Below are 25,625 nucleotides of genomic sequence, written 5' to 3' on the forward strand. Positions count from 1 at the left end.
TGATGTTCGGCCCTTCCCCATTCAAGCGTCCTCTACTCGGGTACTATGGCCTCTGCTGACTTCTGCATGTTCAGCGTCTCCTTACGGAGACGGTTACCAACAGTTGAAGGCGTTTCATGCAGACCTCCCCAGGTAAGAACGATAACTTTCATCCCATGTACCTGCCCAAGTTTACTACTGTATCCCTTGGCTGTATGGGGCTTTGTCTTGTTTGGCAGACTCGCCCGGATACAACAGCCTCAAATTGGGTTCGTGTACCTCAGGTCGGGATTTTGCCGCCGGCTTCCTTCAGATTCGACCTCGCGGTCGACACCCTTGCCTTGAGCTAACGGTTGGTACAGCCAACCCCCGTTCGGGACTTTCACCCTATAGCTATCGCCCATGCTGGGCGCACCAAAAAGTCGCCCGAAGTCATGACGACTTGGGCGACTTTGACAAAAACTGCTTTTCATTCGTCGGTTTTCAGTTGTTTTTTGACCGATGAAAGGACCTCTTACTCCGTTACATGCGCATAGTGTTCGTTGACAACGGATGCACAGCGCTTGCAGATGGAAGGATGTGCACTGTCGGCACCGACATCCAGCTTCACGACGCGGCAGCGTTCGCATTTTACACCGTCAGCAGGAGCTACCACGACAGAGATTCCTTCCAATGCAGCCGCTTCCGCAGGAGCAGGCGTTCCGTACGGATGCAGGTCAACGTGGGCAACGATGAACAGGTCGGCCAGATCCTCCATCGAAGACAGTACGCTTGCCGTCTCTTCCGTTTGCGGATAAAGCGCCAGCTTGGCGTCTACGGAGTTTCCGAATACTTTGTTCCGGCGCGCTTCTTCCATAGCCTTCAGTACCTCATCGCGTACTGCGAGGAACGCATCCCATTTGCTGAGTGCTTCCGCTGCAAAGCCCAAGTGCTGTTCATTTGCTTCCGGCATGTCAGTCAGCTGAACACTTGCTTCTGTCACACCCGGGATAAAGCTCCATACCTCATCTGCTGTATGCGGCAGGATCGGTGCCACCAGCTTGACCAGGCTCATCAGACAATCGTACATGACAGTCTGCGCTGCGCGACGCTTGAGGTTATCCGGCGCCTCCACATAGAGTCGGTCTTTGCAAATATCCAGATAGAAAGCAGACAGATCGATGACGCAGAAGTTGTGAACGGCATGGAAGACAGTGTGGAACTGGTACTCGTCGTAAGCCTTGCGCGCACGCTTGACTACTTGCGCTGCTTTGGCCAGGACATAGCGGTCCAGCTCGCTCAATTGCTCGTAGGCTACGCGGTCTTTCGCCGGATCGAAGCCGTCCAGATTCCCCAGCAGGAAGCGGAACGTATTGCGCATTTTGCGGTATACTTCCGCGATCTGGTTGAGGATCGCGTCAGAGATGCGCGAGTCAGCCTGATAATCGACCGAAGCTACCCACAAACGCAGGATGTCCGCGCCAAGCTTGTTGATGACTTCCTGCGGAACGATCGTGTTGCCGAGCGACTTCGACATTTTGCGCCCTTCTCCATCCAGCGTGAAGCCGTGGCTCAATACCGCTTTGTACGGTGCTGTACCGTATACGGCAACGGCAGTGGACAGCGAGGAGTTGAACCAGCCCCTGTATTGGTCGGAGCCTTCCAGGTACATGTCAGCCGGCCAGCCCAGTCCACGCTCTCTCAATACCGCTTCATGGCTGGAGCCGGAGTCAAACCATACATCCATGATATCTGTTTCTTTGCGGAATTCCGTGCAGCCGCATTTGCCGCAGGACAAGCCTTCTGGCACCAGCTCATTAGCCTCGCGAGCGAACCAGACGGACGAGCCTTCTTTGCGGAACAGCTCGGAGATGTGCTCAATCGTTTGGTCATTGATGATCGGCTCGTTGCAGTCTTTGCAGTAGAAGATCGGAATCGGCACACCCCATACGCGCTGGCGGGAAATGCACCAGTCTCCGCGGTCGGCGATCATATTCGCCAAACGGGTTTCTCCCCAGTGCGGAATCCACTTCACGTTTTTGATGGCCTCGAGCATGTTTTCACGGAATGCATCAATCGAAGCAAACCACTGTTCTGTCGCACGGTAAATGACCGGCTTTTTCGTACGCCAGTCATGCGGATACGAGTGAGTGATGAAGCCCAGCTTCAAGAGCGCGCCTGTCTCATTCAGCTTTTCCGTGACCAGCTTGTTGATATCTTCGTAGAACAACCCTTCGAAGCCGGGAGCTTCCTTGGTCATTTTTCCTTCGTGGTCCACAGGACACAGTACGCCAAGGCCGTATTTTTGACCGACAGCGAAGTCGTCTTCCCCGTGACCCGGAGCAGTGTGAACGCAGCCCGTACCGGCGTCGAGCGTTACGTGCTCGCCAAGGATGATCGGCGACTCGCGATCGTAGAACGGATGCTTGGTGACTACGCCTTCGAGCTCCTGCCCTTTGAAGGTTGCCAGCACCTCTACGCTTTCCCAGCCAATTTCCTTGCTGGCCGCTTCCAACAGTCCGCCCGCAAGTACGAATTTGCGTCCGTCGGCTTTGACTACGTTGTACTCCAGTTCCGGATGCAGGGAGATCGCCAGGTTGGCTGGCAGCGTCCAAGGCGTGGTCGTCCAGATTACGACACCTGTTTCCGTATCCAGCTTGCCTTTTCCATCCTGTACCTGGAAGCTGACGTAGATGGATGGCGAGCGCTTGTCCTTGTATTCGATTTCGGCGTCGGCAAGCGCAGTCTCCGATGACGGGGACCAGTACACACAGCGCAGCCCTTTGTAGATGTAGCCTTTTTTCGCCATTTCGCCAAAAATCTTGATTTGACGTGCCTCGTACTCCGGCAGCAGGGTCACATACGGATTTTCCCAGTCACCGCGAATTCCGAGGCGCTTAAATTGGTCGCGCTGCTTGTCGATGTAGCTCCAGGCGTACTCTTCGCAGCGTTTGCGGAAGTCATTTACCTCGATGCTGCGGCGATCCAGTCCTTGGGCGTTGATGATTGCCTGTTCGATTGGCAAGCCGTGCGTATCCCAGCCCGGAATGTACGGAGCGCAGTAGCCCGCCATCGATTTGTAGCGGACGATAAAGTCCTTCAACACTTTATTCAAGGCATGGCCGATGTGGATGTCGCCGTTCGCGTAAGGAGGGCCGTCATGCAAAATGAAGCTGGGGCGTCCTTTTGTCCGCTCCTGCACTTTTTCATAAATATTCAGCTCTTCCCATTTTGCCTGCATGTCAGGCTCGCGGGCCGGAAGATTCCCGCGCATCGGAAAGTCTGTTTTTGGCAGTGCCAGCGTTTTGCTATAATCCATTGTCTGATTCACTCCTACAGAAAAATATAAAAAAGCTTTCCCTCATCCCCTGTAGGGACGAGAGAAAGCTCCCGTGGTACCACCCTGATTGAACAGAAATCAGCCGAAATATACCGGCACAAGCCCTGTTCCTCTTGATTCATTCGTAACGAGAATGACGCGCTCACTTACTCGACCGCCGCACGACGCAGCCAGCAGTCTTTCGGTTATTGAACTCCCGGGTGATTTTCAGCGGCAAGCAGCAGTCCGGTTTTCACCGTCCACCGGCTCTCTAAGCTGCGCTCGATCGCTTACTCGTCCCGATCATCGTTTGTCAGCGAGTGTATAGTTGTAAAGAAAAGTTTCAATAAATTATAGTACCATCATAGCCCTGGCGTCAATGGATTATTCGGCAAGCACTGCGGAAGACGAATCTGCTTGTTCGATATCGTCCCACGCGCCGTTTTCCAGCATCTCCAATTGGGCTTCGAGCAGCGTACGGAAACGCATCCGGTACACAGACGCCCGTTTCTTCAACTCTTCGATCTCGATTGCAATCTTGCGAGACTTCGCCAACGCTTCGTTGACGATCCGGTCTGCATTTTTCTCCGCTTCTTTCAGGATCAGCTGAGCTTCTTTTCTTGCGTTTGACTTCACGTCTTCGGCCGTTTCCTGAGCGACGAGAATGGACTTGCTCAAGTTTTCTTCCAGGCTTTTATAGTGATCCACACGCTCATTCAGTATGGCGATGCGCTCTTCCATTTCTTTCTTTTCCTTGATCAGAAGCTCAAAGTCCTTGATGATCTGATCCAGAAATTCATTTACTTCGTCGACGTTGTAACCACGGAATCCTGTGCTGAATTCTTTATTGTGTATATCTAACGGCGTTAAAGGCACATGTACCCCCCACTTCTTCCGATAATCGTACTGACATTTTCGACAGCTTCCACATCATTTCCTGCCGGATTTTGCAATTTTTTAAGCCCTTCTATGATTCTATGTAACCAAGCCGACATTCATTCGTAACCTTCCACTGCGGGTAGCTCCGGCCACTTCGAGCAGCTTGAAGCGTCCAAAACCGGCGAGGGAAACCATATCTCCCGTCTCTAGCTGGTAGGACGGATCGTCTACCACCTTCCAATTGACCTTCAAACGGCCGGCACGGATCGGGATGACCGCCTTGGCCCGTGACAGATGGTACACCTCGCCGATTACCGCGTCCACTCGCGGTGAGGGAACGGTGATGGTCTTTTCGGTCAAACGCTCTGACGGCGCCTGAAAGGAGGCCCACTCCACTTTTTCAAACGAAACGGGCGTACGGTGAATATGGGTCACTTGAACGCGGACAAAGTCAGCCACTTCCTCTGCAACGACGGCAAACAAGCCGCTTTCGTCCACGATCATATCCCCGAATTTCTCCCGCTTGAGGCCTGCATTGAGCAAGGCTCCCATCACATCCCTGTGCTCCAGCCGCTTAAACCGCTGATCAGCGGCGATGTGCAGCAAGGTCAAACGAAACTCCTCCGCCTCGGGGGTCAGATAATCAGGGTGCAGCATTACACGAACCCGCTCTGCCCCTTCATAGCCGCCGTTTGCGGTAACCGAGACGTCCTGTACCTGCGAGGTCAAGCTTTTCAGTATGGCCGCTTGCCGCGGGTCCAAAAAATCAGTAAGGCGCATGGCCTGCTTCCGCTCTACCAGCGTCAGCATTTCCAGCGCCCGTTCCACAAAGGGAAGTTCTTCTTTTCGAAAATGGTCGTATACACTCATGTGACCGGCTCCTACATATACAGCAGTTTAATGAGGATTGTCTTCAATCCGCTGTGGGCAAAATTCAGTGCGATCAACGCTACGATTGGAGATATGTCAATGAAGCCGAGCGTCGGTATGAACCGGCGAAACGGAGCCAAATACGGTTCCACCAGCCGCTCCAGCAGTTGCCCGATTCCCGTATCTCTCATCTGAGGCACCCACGACATGAGGACATACGCAATCACCATAAACTGATAAACCGTAAAGGCAAAATCAATGATCGTAAACAGAATGGCTGTCATTCACTCACCCTTTATCCTTTTCAAAGTAACAAGCATCATGTTACTCATCCAAACTTCGCTTCCGTTCAATCAAACACTTTTATTCTTCCACCACGCTGGAAATGGTACCCTGGATGTCAACATGATCGGGTGTGCAAACAAAAATGTAGTCTCCGACTTTTTGGATATCGCCGTTCAGCGCATAGACAGTGCCGCTGAGAAAGTCGATAATCCGTTTTGCCTGTTCCTTTTCCACCCGTTGCAAATTGACCACGACTGGTCTGCGGTGACGCAGGTTGTCAGCGATGTCTTGGGCGTCACTGTATTGACGGGGTTCGCAGAGGATCAAACGGATTCCCTCCTTCTCCCGTGTCTGAAAAGGAACGACATTGTTCGCACGCGCTGCAGGCTGTCGTCTGGCAATAGGCTCTTGCTCTTCGCGTTCCTCTACTACCGTCTCTTCGAAGTATTCCTCGTCTTCCAATCCCAGAAACCCTTTGATTTTATTCATAACGCTCATAGCAATCCTCCTCTCGTGAATGGTCGATTAGTCCGGCTTGACCAAAACCGAGCCTAGCCGAATATATGTAGCTCCTTCTTCAATCGCTACTTCAAAGTCGTTGGACATGCCCATCGACAGCTCTGTAATTTCCGCATGCGGAAACTTCCATTCATTGATCCGCTCTTTCCATTCTCGCAGACCACGAAATACAGGCCGCACCTCTTCCGGATCATCGACACGAGGCGCCATGGTCATCAATCCCGCGATCCTTATATGTTTCATATTACTGGTTTCGCGCAAAAAAGCCAATACGTCATTGGGACTAAGGCCAAATTTTGTCTCTTCCCCGGAAATATTGACTTGCAAAAAGCAGGGAACGACAAGATTCAACGCTTCTCCCCGTTTCTCTATTTCCCGGGCCAGGGACAAGCGGTCCAGAGAGTGAATATAGGAAAAGCGGCCGACGACCTCTTTGGCCTTGTTTGTCTGCAGGTGGCCGATAAAATGCCAAACTCCCTGCTCTCCCCATTGCTCGTATTTGGGCAGGGCATCCTGGACCCTGTTTTCGCCGATGTGCTCGACGCCGACCTTGAGCAAATCGCCAATGGTGTCGGCACCTACATATTTCGTAACCGCGACGATCTTTACCTCGCTGCGGTCGCGCCCCGAACGGCTGCAGGCAGCCGCTATTCTCTCTTCGATTCGGTCCAATCTTTCTTTCAGCAATTCCTGTTCCCGCGTCATAACTTCTTCCGACTCCCTTTCCAAACAAAGATCTATTTCAACGATCCCGCCATCCGATAAAGGAGGCCATCCTTCCCGTCTTCCCTGCAGGTCCCGCTTCTCTCCGATGGGAGAAGAACAGGTCTGTACGGCAGCTTGTACACCATTGGGTCCGTATTATGTTATCGGGCAATATTCCGCATTCCGTTACAATTTCCTGATTGAGTCTGGGCAAATCCAGCAGGTAGCGCCCATTTTCACGCGGGGACACTGCTGGCGACCAATTTTTTGCGGCTGCCCGTACCTGCCCGATAATCCGCTCATCGACCTCATAACAGTTCCCGCATATTGCCGGGCCGATCGCCACTTTCATGTTTGCCGCTTTTGCTGCGTAGTTGCGCTCAAAAGCACGCACCATTTCCTCGGCAATACGCGAAACAGTTCCTTTCCATCCGGCGTGAGCCAGCCCGATCGCCCCCGTCTCCGGGTCCAGAAAGAAAAGCGGCACGCAATCTGCGTAAAAAGACACAAGCAGGACTCCCTGTTTATTTGTAAATAGCCCATCCGTGGCTGCAATGACGTCTTCCAGACTTTCTCTGCCTGCCCCTCCTGCCACTACCTCGCATACCCGGTTGCCATGCACCTGGTCTGCGCAGGTCCACGCATCGAAGGGCATGCCCAGCTCCTCGGCAAGCCGCTTGCGGTTGGTTACCACGTGGGAGGAGCTATCGCCGACATGCAGCCCCATGTTAAACGATCCGTAAGGCTGCTCGCTTACCCCGCCGGAACGTGTGGTAAAGCCTGCGACAAGACCGGGAAACGCTTTTTCCCACTCCTCCAGCCGAAGCCCTGCTTTCCCTGTATGTCCAACAAATGGTTCGTTCATGCCGCCACCTCTTCCTTCGTGATAGAACCGTAGAAAAACCGGGTTGTCCATTCGCATGCTGGACTCTCTTTTCTATGGCTAATGATACCATAGCCCAAAAGAAAAGAAAGGCTCTCTTATGCCTTTCTACGAGCGGTACTCATCCTCGGTGCTGCCCTTCACGTCTACGCGAAGCGTCTCTTCTACTCTCACAAGAACAACGTCTTTCCCGATTTTCACAATGTTGCGCCAAGGGATGACATAATCATTGCCCGATGAAAAAAATCCGAGAAACTTACCCGGTCCGGGGACGACGATGGCCTCTACCCTCCCGTGGCGAAGGTCTATTTCCAGGTCGGATATCTGTCCAAGCCGCTTGCCGTCCAAGATGTTGACTACTTCTTTGGTCTGGAAATCTGAAATCTTGACCATCTGCTCCTCACCTACTTTTCTCCCCTTCCCTTTCATTATATGAGCAGGCGGGCGATTATGTCCGAAATCCGGCGCAAAAGAATAAGCCCTGCAGTGCCGTTCCGCAGGGCTTGGACAAACTGATAATGTTACGATTGCACGTGTTTTTGCATATGGGCGATCGCCGCTTTTTCCAGACGGGAGACCTGCGCCTGCGAGATGCCGATTTCCTCGGCTACCTCCATCTGCGTCTTCCCTTCATAAAATCTCATCGAGAGAATCATTTTTTCCCTCTCGCCTAAACGCTGCATTCCTTCACGAAGCGCGATTTCCTCAACCCAGATGACGTCCTTGTTCTTCTCGTCGCTAATCTGATCCATCACGTAGATCGGATCGCCGCCGTCCTGATAGATCGGTTCAAACAGAGAAACCGGGTCCTGGATGGCATCCAGCGCGAATACGACGTCTTCCTTGGGAACATTGAGCTCCTGGGAAATTTCCATAATGGTGGGCTCACGCGAATGCTTGTTGGTCAGATTGTCCCGCACTTGCAGCGCTTTGTAGGCGATATCCCGCAAAGACCGTGAAACGCGAATCGGGTTGTTGTCCCTCAGGTAGCGGCGGATTTCCCCGATGATCATGGGCACGGCATAGGTCGAAAATTTAACGTTTTGCCCGAGATCAAAGTTGTCAATGGCCTTCATCAGTCCAATGCACCCTACCTGAAACAGATCGTCAACGTACTCTCCTCGATTGTTGAAACGCTGAATGACACTCAGCACCAATCGCAGGTTGCCGTTGACCAGCTTTTCCCGCGCTGGCAGTTCCCCGCCCTGCAAGCGTTCGAACAGCTCCCGCATTTCCTTGTTGGTCAGCACGGGAAGCTTAGAGGTGTCTACCCCGCATATCTCTACTTTATTGCGCGTCACGTCTTTCCCTCCTCGAAGCAAGAAAAAAGTTCCTAACCCGGTTGTCTTGAAAGGCCGCGTTCTGACGCGTACCCGGACGAGAGAGTGGCGGGACCACTTTCTGGCACGGTTTAGGAACAGTATCTCCCTCGATTGGGAAAATATGCGTTAGACCATTTTGTTGAATTCTTTTCGCAACCGTTTTATAATTCGCTTTTCCAGACGGGAAATATAGGATTGGGAAATGCCGAGCAGATCGGCAACATCCTTCTGCGTCTTCTCCTCGCCTCCCGTGAGGCCGAAGCGCAGCTCCATGATGACGCGCTCCCGCTCTGTCAGCTTATCGAGTGCTTTTTTCAACAGCTTGCGGTCTACCTGGTCCTCGATGTTTTTGTAAATGGTGTCGTTTTCGGTGCCGAGGACGTCCGACAACAGCAGCTCATTGCCATCCCAGTCAATATTCAGCGGTTCGTCAAAAGAAACCTCCGACCTGATCTTGTTGTTTCGGCGCAGGTACATCAAAATCTCGTTTTCAATACAGCGCGAGGCATAGGTAGCCAGTTTGATGTTTTTCTCGGGATCAAAGGTGTTCACCGCCTTGATCAACCCAATGGTGCCAATGCTGACCAGATCCTCGATGTTGATCCCGGTATTTTCAAATTTGCGGGCAATGTAAACGACCAGCCTCAGGTTTCTCTCAATCAGCATGCTCCGCACTGCGGGATCGCCGGAAGGCAATCTGCCAAGCAAGATCTCTTCCTCTTCTCTGGTCAGTGGCGGAGGAAGGGCCTCGCTTCCGCCGATGTAGTAAATTTCCTCGGCTCGTGCACCAGTCCACAGCAGGAAACGGTACCAGAGTAGTTGTAATTGTAGGCGAAGTTTTACATACATTTTCGTTAGCCCTCCTGTTCGCGTACTGCGTATTCTTCTTGGAAAGGGGTCTCTATCATCGCAGGGTGTACGATGGCCTGGTATTGCCCGTCTGCTGCCAATGGAATCGGGTTGAGACCAACCAGTACTTTCTCGCTCACATAGCGCTTGCCGTCCTGCACGATCAGCACTTCGTCCGGTTTGAGCGCGATCAGAAAGCTCATCCCGCTGGAAACGCTGCGATACGGAACAAGCCGAAGACGAGACTGCCACGCAGGCGGCAGCTCCTCCCACACACCGTCCATCTGATTGACCGCTCCTTCGCTTTTTTCGATAAGCGTGGCGAGAGCTTCCGGCAGGATGTGGGCTAGCAGACTGCTCTCCAAAATCATGACAGGCGTACGGGTAATCGGCTCATGCAGCTGGTTTCCCGTGTCGACCAAACCTCTGCACAAGACGGTTTCACCGGCGAGCTTCACCCTTACCTCCGCGAGAAAGGCTTCGATCCGTCGCGGCTGCGAAATAGCCCCATAGCTTTGCCTGCTTAGGAAGAAAACGAGCACGAAGCCGGCCAAGAGGATGCCGAGAGTAGGCGTGAAGCCGACGCCGAAACCGTCGTTGTGGACAGTGACCAGTCCATTTACGACCTCGCTTTGCGTCGAAAGAAAATACTGGAGTCCAAACACTCCCCCGCCGAAGACAAAGGCCACAAAGTAAAAGATGACCAAATTATGCAAAAAACCGAGCAGCCTCCTTCGGCCAAAGGCAATCCACAGCATGATGACGGAAAACAGCAATTTTACAGCCCACTGATACATCGGTGCAAAAGCTGGGAAAAAGAAGAAGGCCAGATAGGTTGACCCAAACAAAGATGCCAGAGAAATCCGCCACCACCGCACCCGCTCTTTGCGAAAATATGCCGTAAACCAAAGCAGCAAGGTATCAATGGCAAAGTTGAGGAGTAGAATGATATCGAGATAGACGATCACTCCGCTATCACCCCCGATCCCGAAAAGACCAGGCCGCTCCCGGCCTCCCCGGAGGGTCGTACCTATCTCTGGCCGCTATCCCTTCCGACCAAGGCCAGTATATATCAATGTGTATGTAAAGTCTGTCAATTCTTGACCGTGTTTTTTCGGATTTTTTGTAGAAGATTTTGGGTCCTCTGGGTGAATCCCCGGTTCCGAAACAGCGCTCTCAGCATCTGATGTATAAAACCCATCAGAGAGGCAGGGAGCTTCCATTTGAGCAGAAAAAACAAGCAGTCCTCTCACAGCCATGCCATCGACTTTATCCGCTTTGGCGATATCCCGGGTCATATCCACTCTTATTCCACACTGACAAGTGTAGACGACCGTCATCGCCATGAAGTCCGAGGCCGAACCTCCCCTCCCTATCAAGGAACAGGGAGAGGACATTTGCATTACTATGAAGGCGTCACCTCCTATGATGACGGGCATGTTCACCGCTTCCGCGGATGGACCGGCCCTCCGATCCCACTTCCCGGTGGAGGACATTACCACGATTTTTCTGGCGTAACGACATTTGACGACGGCCATACACATTCGTACCGGGGAAGAACCGGAAAAGACTATGGATAAATAACGCCACGCACGATCGAGTAGGAGGGGGCGACTAACCCCCGTCCTCTCACACCACCGTACGTACCGTTCGGTATACGGCGGTTCACCAAGCTTGACGAATTTGAGAATATCGTTGCACTAAGCTTTTCAGCCCTTGTTGTTGCCAGTAGGCAATGCCGAGGGCTTTGTGTATATGCGGAGATTTTGTGGTACGCCATGCACCCTTGCGGGTATTTGCAATTTCAATGGCTTTTACGTGAGATATGCCAAGAGAACGAAGTTCTCGATATCTGGTTCTCACGCGTTTCCACTGCATCCACAAACAAAGACGGAGCCTGCGCCTTGTCCATTCCTCAATGGATTGTAGAATGCCCTTCGCGTCTGCAAGGGCGAAATATCCAATCCAGCCCATGAGGTACTGATTTATTCTTTCAATCCGCTTCTCCATCGAGATGCTCCACACCGGATTCGTGATCGTGCGGATTTTCTCTTTTAGCTTGAGGAGGGATTTGGGGTGGATGCGAATCCTTGTCTGTTTTGCAAAGGTAAAACTAAAGCCCAAGAATTTTCGTTTCCATGGTCGGTCTATCGCGCTTTTCTCCTCATTTACTTTTAGCCTTAGTACCTTCTCCAAGTGGTTTTGAATACTCTTCTTTACTCGTTCCCCTGCCCGTTTTGTTTTCACGTAGATATTACAATCGTCTGCGTAGCGGCAGAAACGGTGGCCTCTCTTTTCGAGTTCCTTGTCCAAATCATCAAGTAGGATATTTGCCAAAAGTGGGCTTAACGGCCCACCTTGCGGTGTTCCTTCACTTGATGTTGTACAGACGCCATTTATCATGATCCCCGCATTCAAGTAGGAACGAATCAGTCTTAAAATTCTCTTGTCCTGAACTTTTCGAGCCACACGGCTCATTAGAATATCATGATTTACGCGATCAAAGAATTTCTCTAGATCGATGTCCACCACGAAACGATATCCTTCGGAGATATACGCTTGCGCTTTCCTTACTGCCATGTGAGCGCTACGTTTTGGACGGAACCCATAGCTAGATTCCGAGAAGGTGGGGTCGAAGATCGGCGTTAACACTTGGAGGATGGCCTGCTGAATAAAGCGGTCTACCACGGTGGGAATGCCTAATAACCTTACACCACCGTCAGGTTTCGGGATTTCGACTCTGCGAACAGGTGAAGGTCTATAGGTTCCCCTTTCCATCTTCTCGCGGATGGCTTGCCAGTGTTCACGTAGATAATCGCGTAGTTGTTCGGTTGAAACACCATCGACTCCACCGACACCTTTGTTTTCCTCCACTCGTTGGAGTGCCATCCGTAAGTTTTCCCGTGATAAGACTTTTTCCAGCAAATCCATAATGATGTTCCTTCCTTCGCACATGCGGACTCCGTGCTTGCTGTACGATACTCAGCCCTCTTTTGTACCCTCGGGGCTTCACCCCTGCTCTTCAAAAGTAGTTCCTTGACAGAATTCTGCTTCGACGTACCGTATCAAAAGACATGGATCGCATGCTGGCTTGATGTTCGGCCCTTCCCCATTCAAGCGTCCTCTACTCGGGTACTATGGCCTCTGCTGACTTCTGCATGTTCAGCGTCTCCTTACGGAGACGGTTACCAACAGTTGAAGGCGTTTCATGCAGACCTCCCCAGGTAAGAACGATAACTTTCATCCCATGTACCTGCCCAAGTTTACTACTGTATCCCTTGGCTGTATGGGGCTTTGTCTTGTTTGGCAGACTCGCCCGGATACAACAGCCTCAAATTGGGTTCGTGTACCTCAGGTCGGGATTTTGCCGCCGGCTTCCTTCAGATTCGACCTCGCGGTCGACACCCTTGCCTTGAGCTAACGGTTGGTACAGCCAACCCCCGTTCGGGACTTTCACCCTATAGCTATCGCCCATGCTGGGCGCACCAAAACAAAAAACCTTGCTCCGTCATGGAACAAGGTTTTTCTAATGGTCATATTTTTGCCAAAACGCGAATTTACTTTTTGTTGCGGCGACGGTTGCGCAGGAAGGCAGGAATGTCCAGATTGTCCAAATTGCTCATCGAGAAGAAAGACTTCTCTTCTTCCTCTTCCTTCGCACGGCTCGCTCCCGTATTGGAGATAGGTGTCGGGCGGTTGCCTGTCTGAACAGGCTGTTGCACCCGGCGCTGTCCAGTGCTTGTGTTTTGCCGCTGGTAGTCTTCAAAGCCGGTAGCGATTACCGTTACAACGATCTCGTTTTTCAAATCCTCGTTGATGACCGCACCGAAAATCATGTTTACATCCGGATCAGCCGCAGATGAAACGATGTCTGCCGCTTCGTTTACCTCGTACAAGCTGAGGTTTGTCCCTCCCGTGATGTTCATCAGAACCCCGCGGGCACCATCGATGGATGATTCCAGCAGTGGACTGGAAATGGCACGGCGAGCCGCCTCAGCCGCTCTGTTTTCGCCGCTGCCTTCGCCAATCCCCATCAAAGCGGAGCCGCGTTCGGTCATGATTGTTTTAACGTCAGCAAAGTCCAGGTTGATCAAACCTGGAGTAGCAATCAAGTCGGATATCCCTTGCACACCTTGACGCAGGATGTTATCCGCTTCACGGAACGCCTCCAGCATCGGGGTATTTTTATCTACGATTTCCAGCAAGCGATCATTCGGGATGACGATCAGCGTATCGACTTTTTCCTTCAACGCTGCGATCCCTTGCTCGCCTTGAGTAGAACGCTTCCGTCCCTCAAATGAAAACGGACGAGTGACAACCCCAACTGTCAGAGCGCCGAGTTCTTTGGCAATTTCAGCTACGACAGGAGCCGCACCGGTACCGGTACCGCCGCCCATACCAGCCGTTACAAATACCATATCTGCCCCGCGCAGGGCTTGCTCGATCAGATCGGCACTTTCTTCAGCGGCTTTTTTTCCGATTTCCGGATTGGCCCCTGCTCCCAGTCCTCGCGTCAGTTTTTCTCCGATCTGCAGCTTGATATCAGCACTGGAGAGTTGCAAAGCTTGCGCGTCAGTGTTCAGAGTGATAAATTCTACTCCTCTTAAACCTCCGGCAATCATACGGTTTACCGCGTTGCTACCGCCACCGCCGCAACCAATCACTTTAATTCGCGCATAGGATTCCATGTCCATATCAAATTCCAGCATCTTGCTAGTCCTCCCCAATTCAACATGAGAAAAGCTTCTGTGTGGTGAAGCCGGTTGGTTGTGCGGTTCATCGCTCGCAAGAGACTACTTCCCCGCGCGCAATGTTCGTAAACATCAGCCGATTCACCGTATTCGGAGTCTTGAGGTTACAGGCGGTTATATAAACTCGCTGAACCAGTTTTTCACTTTTTCCATCAAACCGCCGCCTTCTTTCGGCTTGGAAACAGCTGCAGGCTTCGGTCCGCCTTTAAACGACGGAGGGGCTGTTCGTACGCTGCGACGTTCCATCTGATGCAGAGCGTACTGTATCAAACCCACGCCTGTCGTATAGGCGGGATCTCGCACCCCGATATAATCAGGAATCGCGACGCGCACCGGCGCATCCAGTTCTTCCTTTGCCAACTCCAGCATGCCTGGCATCGCAACCGTGCCGCCAGTCAATACGTATCCGCCGGCAACTTCATCATGGAAACCCAGCTTGTAGACCGCATCCTCCACGAGGTTAAAAATCTCCGCTGCACGCGGTTCAATGATATTGGCTAAATCCACCTGAGTAAACTGCTTTTCCACATCACTGCCAATACGGGTTACCTTGAATTTTACATCCTCCGACGCTTCATCGATCAGAGCGCAGCCATTTTTCGTCTTCACGCGTTCAGCTACATCCGTATGGGTCCGAAGTCCTAAAGCGATGTCGTTGGTAATATGGTCGCCCCCGATGCCAATCACGGTCGTTGCTGCCAGTTTTCCCTGCTCAAATACACCGATGGTGGTAGAACCCGCACCGATGTCAACCAGAACAACCCCCATATTTTTGTCATCCTTGGAAAGAGCTACCGTGCTCGAGGCTAGCGGTTGCAGAAAAATTCCGGCTACGCGAAGATTTGTCCGCTCCGTGCAACGAACGATATTATGTACGACAGTTTTCGAGCCTGTGACGATCGTGCCTTCCATTTCCAGACGGACACCAATCATCCCTCTCGGGTCCTTTATGCTGCCCTGCCCGTCGACGATATACTCTTTCGGAACGACTTCAATGATCTCCCGGTCAGGCGGTATGGCAACAACTTTTGCTGCCTGAATAACTCGCTGGATGTCTTCATCTCGTATTTCACGGTCTTCGCTGGATACAGCGACAACCCCTTGGGTTTCATGCAGCTCAATGTGGTTTCCTGTGATACCGACGTATACTTCATCAATCGATACCCCAACCATGCGTTCAGCATGGTCAACAGCTTCCCGGATGGCATGCACAGTTTGGTCGATGTCGACGATCACACCCTTCTTGATACCCTCCGAGTGTGCCTGTCCGACTCCGATGATGTTGATGGAACCGTTGTTTACTTCGCCGATCATGACGCGTACTTTTGAAGTTCCAATATCTAGGCTGACGATGAGTTCATTGCTTACCAAACCTGTGACACCTCCCTTGCTACGTCTTTTGTCGTCATAATGTGAATACATCTGCGTAATTTATTCAACACAGGACTACCATTCCCTTTTTTTGATCATGAATTTTTGTAAAAATATGACCTTCTTCCCAATTTCGAGTGATTCTCTATTCCTGCTGGTTAATCCAACGGGATAGGACTATCCGACGAATCACCGCCAAATTGTTAAACAAACGCACGCCGAAAGCAACAATCGCGGCAAGGTAGAGGTCGATGCCGAGAAAGCCTCCGATAAATGCCAGTCCGGCCGCAAACAGCGTATTGAAGAAAAAACCGGACATAAAAACGCGAACATTAAACGTGCGTTCCAGATAGGAACGGATTCCCCCGAAAATCGTGTCCAGACCAGCCAGAAGGGCGATAGACAAATAGCTGCTGTATTCTTGAGGCACGCGCCAATCCAGCATAAATCCGACAGCGATGCCAACGATGAGTCCGATAAGCGGGAGCCACATGTCAGGATTCTCCTTTTTCTTTGACTGGTTTCATGTATTGGATGGGGCGCTGCTCCCGATTAGCCGGTATGATCAGCTTGTCCCGCTTCTCTGCAATAATCTCCTTGTTGGCCAGACGAAAGTTTTCTTCCACACCCTCCAGCTTGAGCGCCGACAGCAGCACGTCCGGCTCCCCGAGCGCTTTCAGTTCGTAAGGCGGCTGAATCGTCCTGGTATCAATCTGAATCGCATTGCCGACATAACGGATCGGTGTCGTTGCCACCATTCGATGCCCATTGATGGACACTGCCTGAGAACCGTTGGCAAAGAGAATATTGACGAGCCATCTGAGGTCTTCATCGTCAATCGTATAGCCTCCGATTACCGGCTCGGTCATCCCTCCGTCGAGGCCCGCTTCCGCAGGATTCACCTGGGCATCAACGACCCGAAGTATGATCCCCTCGCCTTCCACGCTGACCATTCCCGCCATTTTCCGGTTTCTCGCCAGCTCTTCTTTCATGACAGAAAGGCTCTCATCCTCATTGAGGGCGGTCTCATACTGATAGTAAAGCTGATTGTATTTGGAGATGTCAGCCAGAAGATTTTTGTGCTTCTCCAGCTCTTTCTGAAGCGACGTCCGCAATTCCGCTATACTGCGTGATTCCTTATGTGCCGGATGAAGGCTGCTTCTGAGCTGTACGGTCAACATAACCCCTATGATAGCACTAATAATGGCAAGAATAAATGTGATTTTACGGCTTTTTTGCAACATGAGAAACGCTTCCTTCACCTAGGAATGTTTGGTCTTGGCGTCACCTACATAAGCTGGCAGTTTGATTTTTTCTTTTTTTGAAACATCAATCTGTACAAAGTCTTGCAGCGTTTGGATTACGCCGCCCGGGAGATTCAAGGCCGCCTCCAGCGTATTTGGCTCTCCGATCGCGGAGATGACGAAAGGCGCCGCCGACTTGATCCCGTTTACAATAATGGTCGGACCTACGCAGCGAATGGCCGAATTGCTGACCAGCCGTTGCCCGTTGATGCTGATCGCCTCAGCACCGGCGGCACGCAGCTCGTTTACAACCAGCCGTACGTCCTGTTCATGAACGATGTAATTCGCGACGTCCATGCTGCTTCCGGCATTTTGACTGTCCTGCATGGTTACAACGAGCCCTGGTCCTTCTACGGGTACAACCCCGGCCATCATCCTCGCTGCCTCGAGCTGACTGAGTATGCTCGCGCCTTCCGATTTTCGCTGCGCCATCGCCTCCTCGATCTTTCCGACCTGCCGCTGCAAATCGAGCAGCTGGTTCTCCAGGTGCCGGTTTTGCTCCTTTTCAGCCAGAATACGCTCGGTTAATTGCGTCTCTTGCTGAAATTGCTGGTCGTTCAAGCGTTCCCGTTGCAACAGCTTGGTCGTCTCGACCGAAGTTGCCACAAGAAAACCCGTACAAAAAGTGACGAGAGTGAGGTACAAGTTAAATTTATGACGACGACCCATTTTGCAGCTACCCCTTTTACCCATACTTAAAATGATTGGGGCTATTACCCACCGGCAGGAAGCTGAATGGGCGCCCCAGGATTCGAATACGGTACGAACCATGGCTGCTCAAACAGCGAAAGAACCCCTTTTACCCCTTTTGGCAGCTCCTGCACGATTGTCGGATACCAGTTCAGCATAGTATCCAGCTTGTACACGACACTCCTGACCTCGTTTCCGTCCCTCATGAACAGAGTGACCCGCTGATTGTCATAAATCGTCGGCGTCAGGGCGATATCGGAAATCTCCCCCAATACTGCAGGGGACAGCTTCGCCAGCGCTTTTGCCAAGTCCGGAAGCATTTCGGGATTTGGCCATGAACTGATTAGCGGCCTGTCCACCATCCGTTTGGAAAAATCCACCTGTCTGAGCACTTTCCCGTTCTCCAGGAGCGGAGCCCTGCTGCCATCCTGTCCATTCCAAAACGCCACACGTTTGAATTCGGTTACATGCAAGCGAATTACGCCGGGAAAGGATCGTTCCACAGAGATGGTTTTCACCCCTTCCAAAGGCTTGCTCGCTTTTTGCACCTGGCTTTCCCACACATTCAAAAACTGCATGCCAAGTGTCAAACCGGAATGAGCGATGATCTCCTCGCTCGAGTACATGTCGTTTCCATACACCTGAATTTCCTGAACCTTGCTGTACGGCGAGCGGATGAACAAGACGATCAATACGATCAAAAAAAACAGGACGAGCAAAACAACCAGCTTGCGATTTCCTTTGCGCCGCGGACGCTGCTCTTTAACGTGCGGAATGCGTTCTTCGATTACCGCCATGACTCAACCCTTCCTCACTACGCTAGCGTGTCACGCGCCGAGCACTGATACACGATTTTTCCGTATCCAAGGAGACCTGCTTTCCGGCAAATCACCTCACAAATAATGGCAATCCTATAAATAACTGCCACCATACAAAACAGGGAAAGCGGCATAGCATATGCCGCTCACTTTCTTCTTGTCTATATCGACACGCGGGAAATGCGGGCACCCAGCTGCTGCAGCTGCAGCTCCAGCCGTTCGTAACCACGGTCGATATGATGAATCTGTGATACCGTGGTCGTGCCTTCCGCCGCCAATCCCGCCAGAACAAGTGCGGCACCTGCCCGCAGGTCACTTGCCTCAACACTCGTACCTGACAGTTTGTTTCCGCCGCGGATAATCGCGGAACCCAGGTCGACGTAAATGGAGGCGCCCATTCGCGCCAATTCGTTCACATGTTTGAATCTTCCTTCAAAAATCGTCTCCTTGATCACACTTGTTCCTGTTGCCTGTGCCAAGAACACCATCAACTGCGCTTGCAAATCGGTCGGAAAACCGGGGAACGGAGAGGTAATTATCCGTTCGTAGGCAAGCGGGTTGCCTGTGCTCTTGACTTCCATTATATCATGGTAGGTCTTGATTTCAACACCACAGCTACGGGCGACCTCAATTAATGCGGTGAGATGCTCGGGGATGATATTGGTCAGTTCAATGTGTCCCTTTGACACTCCGACCGCCAGGAGATGAGTGCCCGCTACGATCCGATCGGGGATGATCCGATAGCTGACTGGACGCAGCCTGGTAACGCCGTTGATCTCGATCGTATCCGTTCCGGCGCCGCAGATGCGTGCACCCATGGCGTTCAGGAAGTTTTGCAAATCGACAATTTCCGGTTCCCTGGCGGCATTGCAGATACGTGTCGTTCCCTTGGCCAATACAGCAGCCATCATGATGTTTTCTGTTGCCCCCACACTCGGGAAAGAGAGAAAGATGTTAGTACCATACAATTGATCTGCCCGAAACGTAATATAGCCCTCTGCTTCCTCGATTTTTGCTCCCAGCGCTGTCAAGCCGGCCAGATGCAAGTCGATCCGCCGCTCTCCAATCAAACAGCCGCCTGGCCGGGAGATGGTCACCTCGCCCAAACGTGCCAGAAGCGGTCCGGCCAAAAAGATCGAAGAACGCATTTGACCCATCAGATCATCAGGGACATGCGACACGGAAACTGAGGTCGTATCCAGATCGACACTTCCGTCCGCATGCTTTGTCCTGGCTCCCAGTGCAGTTAAGATTTTCAGCATCACCTCGATGTCTTTGAGGTGGGGAACATCATAGATATAAAATTGCCCTTCCGCGAGAATCGACGCGGCGAGGATGGGAAGGGCAGCATTCTTGGCTCCTTGGACCCGAAGCGAACCAGACAGAGGTCTTCCGCCTTCGATCGCAAAAGTATCCAAACTTTCACCTCCGTGTTACCCCTCGCCCACCACCAACACCTCCGGATGCAAATCAACGCCAAACTTTTCTTTGATCGTGCAGCGGATGTGCGTAATCAAGGTGAGGACGTCGGTAGCCGTAGCGCCTCCCCGATTGACGATAAAATTGGCGTGAATCTCGGAAACCTGAGCTCCCCCGTAATGAAATCCTTTCAGGCCTGCAGCCTCGATCAGACGGCCGGCGTGGTCTCCAGGCGGATTGCGAAAAACACTTCCGGCACAAGGCATTTGCAACGGCTGCGTGATGCGGCGCCGCTCCTTGTTGGCTGCCAGTGTAGCAGCTATTTCTCGGCGGTCGCCCTGGCGCAGCCCAAAGCGGGCTTCCAAAACAACTCCCTTGCGCTTTTGCAAAAGGGACGTCCGATAGCTGAAGCTCAGTTCTTCGTTGTTCAACACTTTGACTTCACCATCATCAAAGAGGATTTCGGCTTCTTTGATAATACGTGACAAATCCGATCCGTGCGCCCCCGCATTCATGTAGACGGCCCCGCCTACTGTACCAGGAATGCCTCCCGCAAACTCCATACCTGTTAATCCCTTTTTGCCTGCCTCCACCGCCAGGCGGATCATGGAATATCCGGCACCCACACACACCTCTTCGCCCCTGAATTCGCAGTGACTCAAGCCCTCAGCCACCTTGAGCACGGCTCCGCGTATCCCTCCGTCCCTCACCAGAAGGTTGGAGCCGCGCCCGATTACACTCCAAGGAATATCATGACGATGGATGATTTTCAAGGCTGTCAACAACGCTGACTTATCCTTGGGCTGGATTAACAAATCAGCAGGACCCCCAATCCGCCAAGTGGTATGATTGGCGAGAGGTTCATCGGTCCACACTTTTCCAATATCCGCCTGCCTCAATTCATCTATGATCTGCTTCATTTGTGAACCTCCTGATACACATGCTAGGTCGGACCTAGGCCTTATCACGTGTTTGCTCCATACTATGCGATCGCCCATATTGGCGTGACAGTCGCCCAAAAAAGACCCTTCTACCTTTTAAGCTCCCCTAGCACCTGATAGATTTTCGTTGCGGCATCAGGCATTCCAAGCTGGCGAGAGCTCTTTTGCATCGCAGCCCACCGCTCCTCGCTTCCCAAAATGGCAGAAAGGGATTCCAACAGCCTCTCTCCGCTAAGCTCGTTTTCCAAAATAACGATGGAAGCTCCTTGCTTCTCCAGTCCGCGCGCATTTTTTTCCTGATGGTTGTTGGTAACGTACGGACTCGGAACCAGTATGGAGGGCACGCCCAACGCTGTCAGCTCAGCCAGGCTTGATGCCCCGGCACGGCCTACCATCAAGTGGGCGGCTGCAAGCAAGTCCGGCATATTGTGGACGAACGGATAGACGGAAAGGTTGCGGGGCTGCTCCCCTTTTTCTTTCAATGCAGCCGAAATGGAATCGTAGTGAACGTCACCTGTCACGTAGACAAAATGGGTGCGGGGAAACTCCTGCATGCGCGGTACAATGGCCAACGTCGCCTCATTGATCGCTCTTGCTCCGCGGCTTCCGCCAAAAATCAGCACCACACGCTTGTCCTCGCCTACACCGAGAAAAGCTCTTCCCGCCCGCGGATCTCCATGCATCACCTCGGTGGCCCGAGGATTGCCGGTCAGCACTGTTTTTCCCGCAGGAAAAAACGAAAGCGACTCCTCAAACGAGACAGCTACGCGATCGACATAACGGGCCAAAAACTTGTTTGTCAAACCCGGTACGACATTTTGTTCATGAATCACCGTAGGAATCCCGAGACGAGCCGCAGCATAGACAACCGGGCCGCACACATACCCGCCCGTGCCGATGACAACATCAGGCCGGAACTCGCGCAGCATCCGTTTGGATAAAGAGACAGCCTGGATGAATTTCCACAGTGTTTTTACGTTATCGAAAGTCAGCTTCCGCTTCAGACCAGCGATCTCGACTGATTGAAACGGAATGTCCGTCCGTGGAACGAGCTGTGCTTCCAAGCCTTTTTTACTGCCTATGTACAAAAAGGCAGCCTGCGGCTGTTGGCGAGAAATTTCTTTCGCCACCGCAAGCGCCGGATAAATATGTCCACCTGTGCCTCCACCCGTGAGGACAACACGCATAGTAATCACCTTCACCCAAGTTTGCCGTTTTCCCCTCTTCATCTGGAAAAACGCGAAATGTTTAGTAATACCCCTACCCCTGTAAGCATCAGCGTCAGCGATGACCCGCCGTAGCTGAGAAAAGGCAAGGTGATTCCGGTAACCGGAAACATGCCGGTAACGACGCCGACGTTGATCACGACCTGAATGGCGATCATGCCGATAATCCCGAGCGCCAGCAGGCTGCCGAACAGATCGGGCGCCGTAATGGCCGTGCGCATGCCTCGCCACAGAAGCAGAAGGAATACGAGCAGCACCAGTGTCCCGCCGATGAAACCAAGCTCCTCGGCGATGACCGAGAAAATAAAGTCATTATAAGGCTCCGGCAGATAGAAATGCTTTTGTCTGCTCTGTCCGAGCCCAAGGCCGAACAAGCCGCCGGGGCCGATCGCATAAAGCGATTGAATGATTTGATAGCCTGTGCCCAGCGGGTCCTGCCAGGGATCGAGGAACGATGTGATCCGTTTGATCCGGTAAGGAGCCGACAGCACGAGCCCGACAAAACCGGCGACACCAATCAAGCCGAGGCCGACAAAATGGCTGATCCTGGCTCCTGCGGCGAAAATCATCATGACCGCCGTCCCCATCAGTACAGTCCCTGTGCCAAGGTCCGGCTGCAGCATGATCAAGCCAAAACAGACAACAGGGATCGCCAGTGCCGGGGCCAAACCTGTCCGAAACAGCACGATCTGTTTTTGATTGTCTGCCAGCCAGCGCGCCAGGAAGGCGACGACACCCAGCTTGGCAAACTCGCCCGGTTGAATCCCGAACGCTCCCAGACCAAGCCAGCTTTTTGAACCATTTACCTCAATCCCGATGATCAGAACGACGATCAAAAGGCCGATGCTGATCATGAAGCCGAGCTTGGCCCACTGCTTCCATACCCAGTAGTCGATATTCATCATCAAATACATCGAGGTGATCCCGAGCAAAGCAAAGATCAACTGACGCTTGGCAAAAAAATACGGATCGTTGAAGGGCGCTCTTGTTGCAACGATGGCACTTGCGCTGTACACCATCACGATGCCAATTCCTAATAAAAAAAGTGTTGCAAAAATAATCATGAAATCGGGGGCAGAGCGTACCTTGCTCATCGTGCAAAGTCATTCCTTTCTCACGCCGTCCCGAGATGATAGTCATTTGGTGAGACAGTGCAGGGACAAGGCGTTATGCTAGGCTTGTTTTAAGTCTATGCACAACGTCCTTAAACATGCTCCCCCTCACCTCAAATGAAGGAAACATATCCCAACTCGCGCATGCCGGACTCAGCAGGACAACGTCACCCGGCACGGCTGCCTCGGAAGCGGCAATAACGGCTTTTTCCACAGTATCGACATGGATCAGCCTGTTGATTCCTGCTTCTTTGGCTCGAGCCAGCAATATCGGTGCCGTCTCGCCGAAGGCAATCACAGCTTTGACATTTTTCTGCATGACCGGAATGAGGTCGTGAAAAGTGACACCTCTGTCCAATCCGCCGCAAATCCAGATCGTCGGTTCAGACAGAGCCTGCAGCGCTCGCGAAGCAGCCTCCGAATTCGTCGCCTTGGAATCATTATAGTACTTGACTCCTGCCACGGTCCCGACAAATTCCATCCGGTGCTCTACTCCGGCAAAGCTAGACAGCACCTTGGCGATTGCTTCGCTGCCCGCGCCTGCCAGCTTGCCGACCAATGCAGCCGCCAGCGCGTTGTCCAAATGAGCCACAGACAATCTGTCCAGCGGCAAAATTTCTTCCCGCTCCCCCGCTGCGTCTACGTAGACGATGACTCCATTGTCTACACAGACGCCACGCGGAACGGGCTGTTGCTTGCTGAAGTAATAAACCGATGCTCGCAAAGCCTCATCCGCAGGCCAAGCATCCGGCTGGTCGTAAGGCAAAATGGCGATGTCGTCAGACGTCTGGTTGGCAAACAGCTTCCATTTGGCTGCCTTGTACTCGTCCATCGTATGATGATAATCGAGATGTGCCGGATAAATGTTCATCAGCACGCCGATTTTCGGTTTGAACGAAAGCGTCCCCATCAGCTGAAAGCTGCTCAACTCGGCGACCAGCCATTGATCCGGACGGGCTTCTTGGGCAAGGCCGCACAAAACGGTTCCGATATTGCCCCCTGTAAGAGCGTCGATCCCCGCTTCCTGCAGAATCAATCCGACCAAAGTGGTTGTCGTGGTCTTCCCGTTGGACCCCGTAATTCCGATAATCGGCGCCTGGGAGACCTGGTAAGCCAGCTCAACCTCCGTCACAACCGGAACGCCCAGCTCGATCGCTTTGGCTACCGGCGCTGCCTCGTACCGAATCCCCGGATTTTTCACCACAAGCGCTACTCCCGGGTGAATCAAATCATCCGGATGGCCGCCGCAGATCACCTCGATGCCGAGCGCTTCCAGCTCGTCCGCGCCCGCCGCTTCCTCGCGCGGCTTTTGGTCATTTACGACAACATGCGCACCAAAGCGGTGCAGCAGTTTGGCCACCGCTACACCGCTCTTTGCCATGCCCAGAACGACGACGTGCTGATTTTGATAGTTGTTCATCGCAGAGTCACCACCTCGAGGTAGACGCCCAATCCAGCGAAGAAAATACCCACCAGCCAGAACGTGACGACCACGCGCCACTCTGACCAGCCCGTCAATTCAAAGTGATGGTGCAGCGGACTCATGCGGAAGATGCGCTTGCCTCTCGTTTTGAAAGAAACAACCTGAAGGATGACAGACAAGGTTTCAACGACGAAGACGCCGCCGATGATCGCCAATAACAGTTCGGTTTTGGTCATGATCGCAATGCCTGCCAGCGCTCCTCCAAGCGCCAGCGAGCCGGTATCGCCCATAAACACGCGGGCGGGATGAGCGTTGAATACGAGGAATCCGAGAACCGCGCCGACTACAGAGGCGCTGAAAATGGCTGTATCGTAATTCTGGCTGAACCAGGCAATGATCGCATAAGCTCCAAATGCAATCGCTCCTGTCCCCGCCAAAAGTCCGTCGAGACCGTCTGTAATATTGACGGCATTGGTGGTACCGACCAACAGGAACAAAAGGAACGGAAAGTACAATACTCCCAGCTCAATGTTCCAGGGAGTGCCTGGCAAATGGAGCGAGGTGTCATGACCCATCAGGTGCAAAAGATAATAGGCACCGATAGCTAAAAGGATTTGGCCGGCAAATTTTTGTTTTGCAGTCAGTCCCAGATTGCGCTTTTTGATAATTTTGATGTAGTCATCCAAAAAACCGATCAATCCGTATCCAATCGTGACCAGCATCAAAAAGAGAACTTCGATGGTGGCATTGGCAAATTTAAGCACAGTGAATATGAGTGCCAACAAAATGATGGTCCCCCCCATCGTGGGGGTCCCTGCTTTTTTCTGATGGGATTGTGGTCCTTCCTCCCGGATCGCCTGCCCAAATTTCAAGCGGCGCAGGACGGGGATGAACAAGGGACCGATGAGTACGGCGATGAGAAACGCGGCTACGATCGTGACTAGGAGTACGTTGTCAGCGAACATGCCCGACCCTCCTTTC

Annotated in this window: 25 protein-coding genes and 1 other annotated feature; of the genes, 1 reads left to right on the top strand and 24 read right to left on the bottom strand. The window is 52.4% G+C overall.

Annotated elements, in window-relative coordinates:
• Positions 1-493 precede the first annotated feature (493 nt).
• From ileS to spoIIGA, 11 genes are all read right to left on the bottom strand, one after another.
• Entirely contained in the window at positions 494-3,277 is a 2,784-nt protein-coding gene (gene ileS / locus NST96_RS17680) for an isoleucine--tRNA ligase (RefSeq protein WP_024984193.1), read from the bottom strand.
• Positions 3,278-3,327: 50 nt separating this feature from the next.
• Positions 3,328-3,593 (bottom strand) — a binding site (T-box leader).
• Between the two features lie 68 nt (positions 3,594-3,661).
• The gene (locus NST96_RS17685) at positions 3,662-4,153 is read right to left on the bottom strand and encodes a DivIVA domain-containing protein (RefSeq protein ID WP_003386233.1); all 492 of its coding nucleotides are present in this window, start codon (positions 4,151-4,153) and stop codon (positions 3,662-3,664) included.
• A 99-nt stretch (positions 4,154-4,252) separates the two neighbouring features.
• The gene (locus NST96_RS17690; protein ID WP_003386234.1) at positions 4,253-5,026 is read right to left on the bottom strand and encodes a YlmH/Sll1252 family protein; all 774 of its coding nucleotides are present in this window, start codon (positions 5,024-5,026) and stop codon (positions 4,253-4,255) included.
• 11 nt (positions 5,027-5,037) lie between these two features.
• Positions 5,038-5,310, bottom strand: a complete 273-nt coding sequence (locus NST96_RS17695) for a YggT family protein (RefSeq protein WP_003386235.1) — start codon at positions 5,308-5,310, stop codon at positions 5,038-5,040.
• Positions 5,311-5,389: 79 nt separating this feature from the next.
• Positions 5,390-5,809, bottom strand: a complete 420-nt coding sequence (locus tag NST96_RS17700; RefSeq protein WP_003386236.1) for a cell division protein SepF — start codon at positions 5,807-5,809, stop codon at positions 5,390-5,392.
• A 27-nt stretch (positions 5,810-5,836) separates the two neighbouring features.
• Positions 5,837-6,535, bottom strand: coding sequence for a YggS family pyridoxal phosphate-dependent enzyme (locus NST96_RS17705; protein WP_122958258.1), 699 nt, complete (start codon positions 6,533-6,535; stop codon positions 5,837-5,839).
• A gap of 37 nt (positions 6,536-6,572) precedes the next feature.
• On the bottom strand, positions 6,573-7,400 hold the full coding sequence (gene pgeF, locus NST96_RS17710) for a peptidoglycan editing factor PgeF (RefSeq protein ID WP_003386238.1): 828 nt from the start codon (positions 7,398-7,400) through the stop codon (positions 6,573-6,575).
• Between the two features lie 126 nt (positions 7,401-7,526).
• On the bottom strand, positions 7,527-7,811 hold the full coding sequence (locus tag NST96_RS17715; RefSeq protein WP_003386239.1) for a YlmC/YmxH family sporulation protein: 285 nt from the start codon (positions 7,809-7,811) through the stop codon (positions 7,527-7,529).
• A gap of 128 nt (positions 7,812-7,939) precedes the next feature.
• Positions 7,940-8,719: an RNA polymerase sporulation sigma factor SigG gene (gene sigG, locus NST96_RS17720; protein WP_003386240.1), complete on the bottom strand. Its 780-nt coding sequence runs from the start codon at positions 8,717-8,719 to the stop codon at positions 7,940-7,942.
• 147 nt (positions 8,720-8,866) lie between these two features.
• A complete protein-coding gene (gene sigE / locus NST96_RS17725; protein ID WP_003386241.1) occupies positions 8,867-9,589 on the bottom strand; it encodes an RNA polymerase sporulation sigma factor SigE in 723 nt (240 codons plus the stop codon).
• 5 nt (positions 9,590-9,594) lie between these two features.
• A complete protein-coding gene (spoIIGA, locus tag NST96_RS17730; RefSeq protein WP_122958257.1) occupies positions 9,595-10,557 on the bottom strand; it encodes a sigma-E processing peptidase SpoIIGA in 963 nt (320 codons plus the stop codon).
• Positions 10,558-10,812: 255 nt separating this feature from the next.
• Between spoIIGA and NST96_RS17735 the strand changes: the two genes are divergently transcribed.
• Entirely contained in the window at positions 10,813-11,169 is a 357-nt protein-coding gene (locus NST96_RS17735; RefSeq protein ID WP_024984197.1) for a YmaF family protein, read from the top strand.
• A gap of 85 nt (positions 11,170-11,254) precedes the next feature.
• On the opposite strand, the gene ltrA is transcribed toward NST96_RS17735, so the two are convergent.
• The 13 genes from ltrA to mraY all read right to left on the bottom strand — a co-directional run bounded on the left by ltrA (position 11,255) and on the right by mraY (position 25,609).
• The gene (gene ltrA, locus NST96_RS17740) at positions 11,255-12,520 is read right to left on the bottom strand and encodes a group II intron reverse transcriptase/maturase (protein WP_024985202.1); all 1,266 of its coding nucleotides are present in this window, start codon (positions 12,518-12,520) and stop codon (positions 11,255-11,257) included.
• Between the two features lie 626 nt (positions 12,521-13,146).
• Entirely contained in the window at positions 13,147-14,298 is a 1,152-nt protein-coding gene (gene ftsZ / locus NST96_RS17745) for a cell division protein FtsZ (protein ID WP_003386245.1), read from the bottom strand.
• Positions 14,299-14,454: 156 nt separating this feature from the next.
• Positions 14,455-15,711 carry a cell division protein FtsA gene (ftsA, locus tag NST96_RS17750; RefSeq protein ID WP_340701422.1) on the bottom strand — a complete coding sequence of 419 codons (1,257 nt, stop codon included), beginning with the start codon at positions 15,709-15,711 and terminating at the stop codon, positions 14,455-14,457.
• Positions 15,712-15,856: 145 nt separating this feature from the next.
• Complete coding sequence (locus tag NST96_RS17755) at positions 15,857-16,204, bottom strand: small basic family protein (RefSeq protein WP_003386249.1); 348 nt, start codon at positions 16,202-16,204, stop codon at positions 15,857-15,859.
• A gap of 1 nt (position 16,205) precedes the next feature.
• Positions 16,206-16,955 carry a DUF881 domain-containing protein gene (locus NST96_RS17760; RefSeq protein ID WP_003386251.1) on the bottom strand — a complete coding sequence of 250 codons (750 nt, stop codon included), beginning with the start codon at positions 16,953-16,955 and terminating at the stop codon, positions 16,206-16,208.
• 18 nt (positions 16,956-16,973) lie between these two features.
• Entirely contained in the window at positions 16,974-17,684 is a 711-nt protein-coding gene (locus NST96_RS17765) for a DUF881 domain-containing protein (protein WP_003386252.1), read from the bottom strand.
• A 44-nt stretch (positions 17,685-17,728) separates the two neighbouring features.
• Positions 17,729-18,502 carry an FtsQ-type POTRA domain-containing protein gene (locus tag NST96_RS17770; RefSeq protein WP_024984199.1) on the bottom strand — a complete coding sequence of 258 codons (774 nt, stop codon included), beginning with the start codon at positions 18,500-18,502 and terminating at the stop codon, positions 17,729-17,731.
• A 182-nt stretch (positions 18,503-18,684) separates the two neighbouring features.
• Positions 18,685-19,941, bottom strand: coding sequence for a UDP-N-acetylglucosamine 1-carboxyvinyltransferase (gene murA / locus NST96_RS17775; RefSeq protein ID WP_003386254.1), 1,257 nt, complete (start codon positions 19,939-19,941; stop codon positions 18,685-18,687).
• A 15-nt stretch (positions 19,942-19,956) separates the two neighbouring features.
• Positions 19,957-20,862, bottom strand: a complete 906-nt coding sequence (murB, locus tag NST96_RS17780) for a UDP-N-acetylmuramate dehydrogenase (protein WP_003386255.1) — start codon at positions 20,860-20,862, stop codon at positions 19,957-19,959.
• A 110-nt stretch (positions 20,863-20,972) separates the two neighbouring features.
• Entirely contained in the window at positions 20,973-22,070 is a 1,098-nt protein-coding gene (gene murG / locus NST96_RS17785) for an undecaprenyldiphospho-muramoylpentapeptide beta-N-acetylglucosaminyltransferase (protein ID WP_003386256.1), read from the bottom strand.
• A gap of 38 nt (positions 22,071-22,108) precedes the next feature.
• On the bottom strand, positions 22,109-23,203 hold the full coding sequence (spoVE, locus tag NST96_RS17790) for a stage V sporulation protein E (RefSeq protein WP_003386257.1): 1,095 nt from the start codon (positions 23,201-23,203) through the stop codon (positions 22,109-22,111).
• A gap of 73 nt (positions 23,204-23,276) precedes the next feature.
• The gene (gene murD, locus NST96_RS17795) at positions 23,277-24,641 is read right to left on the bottom strand and encodes a UDP-N-acetylmuramoyl-L-alanine--D-glutamate ligase (RefSeq protein WP_024984201.1); all 1,365 of its coding nucleotides are present in this window, start codon (positions 24,639-24,641) and stop codon (positions 23,277-23,279) included.
• Positions 24,638-25,609: a phospho-N-acetylmuramoyl-pentapeptide-transferase gene (mraY, locus tag NST96_RS17800; protein ID WP_003386259.1), complete on the bottom strand. Its 972-nt coding sequence runs from the start codon at positions 25,607-25,609 to the stop codon at positions 24,638-24,640. Before mraY ends, murD begins: the two co-directional genes overlap by 4 nt.
• Between the last annotated feature and the right edge of the window lie 16 nt (positions 25,610-25,625).

Origin of the sequence: Brevibacillus sp. FSL K6-2834 (genome assembly GCF_038592925.1) — a bacterium.
Lineage (GTDB): Bacteria > Bacillota > Bacilli > Brevibacillales > Brevibacillaceae > Brevibacillus > Brevibacillus borstelensis.

Excerpts from the sequence above, each read along its gene's own strand:
- ileS (WP_024984193.1), bottom strand. The coding sequence starts at position 3,277 with ATGGATTATAGCAAAACGCTGGCACTGCCAAAAACAGACTTTCCGATG.
- NST96_RS17690 (WP_003386234.1), bottom strand. The coding sequence starts at position 5,026 with ATGAGTGTATACGACCATTTTCGAAAAGAAGAACTTCCCTTTGTGGAA.
- NST96_RS17695 (WP_003386235.1), bottom strand. The coding sequence starts at position 5,310 with ATGACAGCCATTCTGTTTACGATCATTGATTTTGCCTTTACGGTTTAT.
- NST96_RS17700 (WP_003386236.1), bottom strand. The coding sequence starts at position 5,809 with ATGAGCGTTATGAATAAAATCAAAGGGTTTCTGGGATTGGAAGACGAG.
- NST96_RS17705 (WP_122958258.1), bottom strand. The coding sequence starts at position 6,535 with ATGACGCGGGAACAGGAATTGCTGAAAGAAAGATTGGACCGAATCGAA.
- pgeF (WP_003386238.1), bottom strand. The coding sequence starts at position 7,400 with ATGAACGAACCATTTGTTGGACATACAGGGAAAGCAGGGCTTCGGCTG.
- NST96_RS17715 (WP_003386239.1), bottom strand. The coding sequence starts at position 7,811 with ATGGTCAAGATTTCAGATTTCCAGACCAAAGAAGTAGTCAACATCTTG.
- sigE (WP_003386241.1), bottom strand. The coding sequence starts at position 9,589 with ATGTATGTAAAACTTCGCCTACAATTACAACTACTCTGGTACCGTTTC.
- ltrA (WP_024985202.1), bottom strand. The coding sequence starts at position 12,520 with ATGGATTTGCTGGAAAAAGTCTTATCACGGGAAAACTTACGGATGGCA.
- ftsZ (WP_003386245.1), bottom strand. The coding sequence starts at position 14,298 with ATGCTGGAATTTGATATGGACATGGAATCCTATGCGCGAATTAAAGTG.
- NST96_RS17755 (WP_003386249.1), bottom strand. The coding sequence starts at position 16,204 with ATGTGGCTCCCGCTTATCGGACTCATCGTTGGCATCGCTGTCGGATTT.
- NST96_RS17760 (WP_003386251.1), bottom strand. The coding sequence starts at position 16,955 with ATGTTGCAAAAAAGCCGTAAAATCACATTTATTCTTGCCATTATTAGT.
- NST96_RS17765 (WP_003386252.1), bottom strand. The coding sequence starts at position 17,684 with ATGGGTCGTCGTCATAAATTTAACTTGTACCTCACTCTCGTCACTTTT.
- NST96_RS17770 (WP_024984199.1), bottom strand. The coding sequence starts at position 18,502 with ATGGCGGTAATCGAAGAACGCATTCCGCACGTTAAAGAGCAGCGTCCG.
- murB (WP_003386255.1), bottom strand. The coding sequence starts at position 20,862 with ATGAAGCAGATCATAGATGAATTGAGGCAGGCGGATATTGGAAAAGTG.
- murG (WP_003386256.1), bottom strand. The coding sequence starts at position 22,070 with ATGCGTGTTGTCCTCACGGGTGGAGGCACAGGTGGACATATTTATCCG.
- spoVE (WP_003386257.1), bottom strand. The coding sequence starts at position 23,203 with ATGAGCAAGGTACGCTCTGCCCCCGATTTCATGATTATTTTTGCAACA.
- murD (WP_024984201.1), bottom strand. The coding sequence starts at position 24,641 with ATGAACAACTATCAAAATCAGCACGTCGTCGTTCTGGGCATGGCAAAG.
- mraY (WP_003386259.1), bottom strand. The coding sequence starts at position 25,609 with ATGTTCGCTGACAACGTACTCCTAGTCACGATCGTAGCCGCGTTTCTC.